This window comes from Paramagnetospirillum kuznetsovii (genome assembly GCF_003284725.1).
Taxonomy (GTDB): Bacteria; Pseudomonadota; Alphaproteobacteria; order Rhodospirillales; family Magnetospirillaceae; genus Phaeospirillum; species Phaeospirillum kuznetsovii.
The window spans coordinates 1-4735 of the sequence record NZ_PGTO01000048.1; the positions used below are offsets into that span (position 1 = coordinate 1).

A 4735-nucleotide genomic window follows, 5' to 3' on the forward strand; every position below is an offset into this window, starting at 1 on the left:
AGCGCCGCCGTCCCGACCTGGGCCTGATGGCCCTGGAGCCGCGCTGGATGTTCGACGGCGCCGCCGCCGTCGATGCCACCCATGCCGCCCCGGATGCGGCGGCCCTCGCCCTGATTCCGAGCGTCGCCGCGCCGGTCGAGGTACGGGCCGCCGATTCCGCCCAGAATAACGGCAAGACGGAGGTGGTGTTCGTCGATACCTCGGTGGCCGATTACAAGACCCTGGAAGCCGCCGTGAAGGCGGGCGTCGAGATCGAGGAGATCGACGGTTCCAAGAGTGGCCTGGCCCAGATGGCCAAATGGGCCGAGACCCATGCGGGCTATGACAGCATTTCCGTCCTGTCGCACGGGGCGGAAGGGATCGTCAGGATTGGCGGCGACACCCTCACCGATGCCAGCCTGACCAATGCTGTCACCCAGGCGGAATTGGCCGAAATCGGCCATTCACTGAAGGTCGGCGGCGATTTGCTGCTCTATGGCTGCGACGTGGCCAAAGGCGCGGACGGCCAGACATTCATCACCGATCTGGCCACCGCCACCGGGGCCGATGTGGCGGCTTCGGCCGACAATACCGGTTCCGCCACCGTGGGCGGCAACTGGATCTTGGAAAAATCGACCGCCGATATTGCGGCCACGCCCTTCGATCCGGGCAATACCTACACCCATCTGCTGGATGCGCCGACCTGCACCAATATCAATGCCATTGTTTGGAATGTGCTGAATGTTACCAATGCCGACGAGATCGATTTTCAGGTGAATTTCGACCAAGGGGTCAGCGGTGTCGCCGATTATAATTTCTCGCTCTCCGGGACCAGCACCGGCGGCTATATCAGCAATGTGGTCGATACCTGGGGGGACGGCAGCAATTGGACCGTGACGGTTAAAGGCGCCCGCAGCGACGGCACCCTGGCTGTCGACCTTACGGATACGACAGGCATTGTCTCGCTGGCAGACGGGACGGCCATGGCCGGAACCCATGCTTGTGACCAAGGGGCAATTGTCGACATCACGCCTCCGACCATCACCAGCGTGACGTTGAACTCCAACCGCTACAAGCTGGGCGATACCGTCACCGTCACCATCACCACCGGCGCCTATGACGGATATGGTGCCTATCGGCTGCAGGCTGGTCTGGTCGATGGGCAGAGTTTGACGGGGTGGACGTACAATACTTCGACCCTTACCGGCACCGCGAGCTTTACGGTGACCAGTTCCACCACCGAGGTGATGGGCGGGACCGTGCCAATCTATATCCAGATATTCTCGGATTACGTGGGGAATATGAGCACCCCATATGTCAGCGGCGTCCTTTCCACCGTCATCGACGCCCGCGCGCCGACCAACATCACCATCGCCGGCCAGGACACCACCACCCACGCCAATACGCTGATGGCGGCCAACAGCACGGTCGGCGCGCTGACCACCCTTGATGGCAGCCCCGGGGACAGCTTCACCTATGCTATCTCGGGAACGGATGCCGCCAAGTTCCAGATTTCCGGCACCACCCTGAAGGTCGCCAGCGGCGTCACCCTGACTTCGGGCAGTACCTATTCGATCACCCTGCAAACCACCGACCTGGGCGGCAACACTTACTCGAAGGCCTATACCATCACCGCCCTGACACAGCCTTCGGTGGTCTCGATCAACCGCGATCCCAGCACGCCGGCGGTCACCAACAGTTCGACAGCCAAGTTCGATGTGGTGTTCAGCCAGGCGGTAACCGGCGTAACCGCCTCCAAGTTCGCCTTGTCGGGCACCAAGACCGGCGGCACGATCACCGGGGCCACGTCGTCCGATGGCGGCATCACCTGGGTGGTCACCACCAGCGGGGCGACCAATGGCACGCTGGGACTGAATCTGACCAACACGTCAGGCATCACGGCGGTCAGCGGCGGCACCGCCCTTTCAGGTACCCATACCAGCGATCAGACGGTCACTCTCGACAATATCGTTCCCACCATCACCAGCGTAACCACCTCGGCCAGCCGCTATAAGCTGGGCGACACCGTTACCGCCACCATCACCACCGGTACCTATGACGGGAACGGCGCCTATACCCTGGCCGCCGGCAGCACGCTCGACGGCATGACCCTCAGCGGCTGGACCTACAACACCGCCACCAATTCCGGCACCGCGACCTTTACCGTCACCAGTGCCACCACCGAGGTCTATAACGCCAGCCTGGCGACCAATATCCGCGTGACCGACGCCGCCGGCAACAACAGCGCCGCCTACACCACGGCAATTGCCGGCAAGACCATCGACCGCACCGCCCCGGCCATTTCCACCGTCACACTGAATGCCGGCACCTACAAGCTGGGCGACACGGTCACCGCCACCATCACCCCCGTCGCCGCCTATGACGGGCACGGCGCCTATACCCTGGGGGCCGGCAGCACCATCGACGGCATGACCCTGAGTGGGTGGAGCTATAACACCGGCACCGGCATCGGCACCGCCAGTTTTACCGTCACCGGCGCTACGACCGAGGTGATCAACGGCAGCGTCGCCACCAATATCACCATCGCGGATTTTGTCGGCAATGCCAGCGCGGCCTATACCACCGCCATCCCGTCCAAGACCATCGATGCCAAGGCCCCGACCGATTTGTCCCTGTCCAGCTCCACCTGCCTGCCCACCGCCAACGGCAATGCCGCCACGCTGTCGGCCACCGACGCCACGACCGGCGACACTTTCGCCTATACCTTGGTGGCAGGAAACGGCAGCAACGATACGGATAACGGCAAATTCACCATCAGCGGCAGCAGCCTGCTGGTGGGCGGCACCGATCTGGTTGACGGCGCCATCTATAATATCTTTGTCAGGGTGGCTGATGTCGGCGGCAATACATTCACCAAGGCGCTGACCATCACCGCCAGAAATCCCTCGCTGAACGTGTCGTCCATCAACCGTCATGGCGGTGCAGCCGCCCTGACCGGCGGCGCCTCGGTCCAGTACGACGTCACCTTCTCGGGTGCCGCGGCCAATGTGGCGTTGGGCAACTTCTCGCTGACTTCCACGGGAAGTGCCGCCGGAACCATCTCGTCGGTCACCGATAGCGGCGACCACATCACCTATACCGTCAGCGTGATCGGCCTTGGCGGCGACGGGACGATGCGCCTTGACCTGTCCAGCATCGGCACCATTCAAAGCGCGACCGGGGCCATTGCACTGTCGGCCACCCATGCGGGCGATCAGACCTTCACCCTTGATCACACGGCGCCGACCATCACCGGCCTTACCCTGAATGCCGCCGCCTACAAGCAGGGTGACACGGTCACCGCCACCATCGTCACCGATGCCCATGACGGCCATGGCGCCTACGGACTGACGGGAACCATCGACGGCTTGACCCTGACAGGCTGGTCGTACAACACCGCCACCCATACCGGCACGGCCAGTTTCGTCGTGGGTGCTGGCGCCACGGAGGTCGTCAACGGCGCTCTGGCCACCAGCATCACCGTCGCGGACGGCCTTGGCAATTCCAGCACCTATACGACGCCGATCGTCGGCAAGACCATCGACACCCATGCCCCCACCGCGCTTGCCGTGGCTGGGTTCGCCGTCGGCACGCCGCCGACGGGACAGGTTCTGCCTGGGGCCGGATCGGTGGTCGGCACCATCTCGGTCACCGATGCCACTCCGGGCGAGACCTTTACCTTTACCCTGGGCGGCGCCGATGCCGCCCGCTTCGTGGTGGCGGGCAACGTCCTGAAGGTGGCCCCCGGCCAGACCCTGACCCCCGGCACCGCCTATGCCGTTACCGTGTCGGTTCGCGATGCCGGCGGCAACGTCCTGGCCACCCCCCAGGCCTTGTCCATCACCGCGCATGCGCCACCGCAACAAGACGACTCCCCCACCCACAACTCTCAGCCCACACCCGCCCCATCCCCATCGACACCCACCGGTGGCCCGGCCCCGGCCCAGGCCCCGGCCAGCCAGCCGACACCCGTCGTCACCGTGTTTCACGACACCGCAGCGATATCGCAGATCAATTTGCCGCCCCCAACGGCAACGGTCGTGGCGACAGGCCCGGTAAGCACCACGGGCGTGATCGGCGGTGATACGGGCCGGGCCGGAAATGCCGCAAGCGCCGTTGCCGGAGGCGTCCAGGCCCCGGCGGTGGTGACCTTCGCCGCCTCGGGACAACTGACCGCGTCGGCGGGGGATGGAGGGGCCTTCCGGGTGCCGGTGATCGCCCAGGGCCAGAGATCCGGCGGAGGCGATTCCCTACTGGCGGTTCGGCCAGTTGCCGTCGCCCAGGAGACCGTGTCGGGAAGCGTCAGCTTCGCCTTGCCGGTGGACACCTTCGCCCATACCCGGGCCGACGCGGTGGTGACGCTGAAGGCGGCGCAGGCTGATGGACAGCCGCTGCCGCCCTGGCTGGCCTTCGACCCCAAGACCGGGGCCTTCGCCGGGACACCGCCGGCAGATCTCAACGGCGTCGTGGTGATCCGCGTGGTCGCACGCGACCAGGATGGCCGCGAAGCCATCGCCACCGTTCGCATCAACCTCGTCAAGGGCGACGCAGCCTCGCGACCGGCACAGGACCGAGTTGGCCACATCAAACCCGTGGGCAAGCTTGCCTTCACCCAACAGATCAAGATGGCCAGCCGGATCGGGAGTCTTGGGCTGGCAGGTTCGTTCGGAGCGTCATCTTGAGACAGCTCACCCGCAAGCGCCGCCGTCCCGACCTGGGCCTGATGGCCCTGGAGCCGCGCTGGATGTTCGACGGC

Annotated in this window: 1 protein-coding gene; it reads left to right on the top strand. The window is 64.9% G+C overall.

Going from position 1 to position 4735, the window contains the following annotated elements:
• Positions 1-4661, top strand: a 4661-nt coding sequence (locus CU669_RS20835; protein ID WP_146747841.1) for a DUF4347 domain-containing protein, incomplete at its 5' end; no start/stop codon positions are given.
• Between the last annotated feature and the right edge of the window lie 74 nt (positions 4662-4735).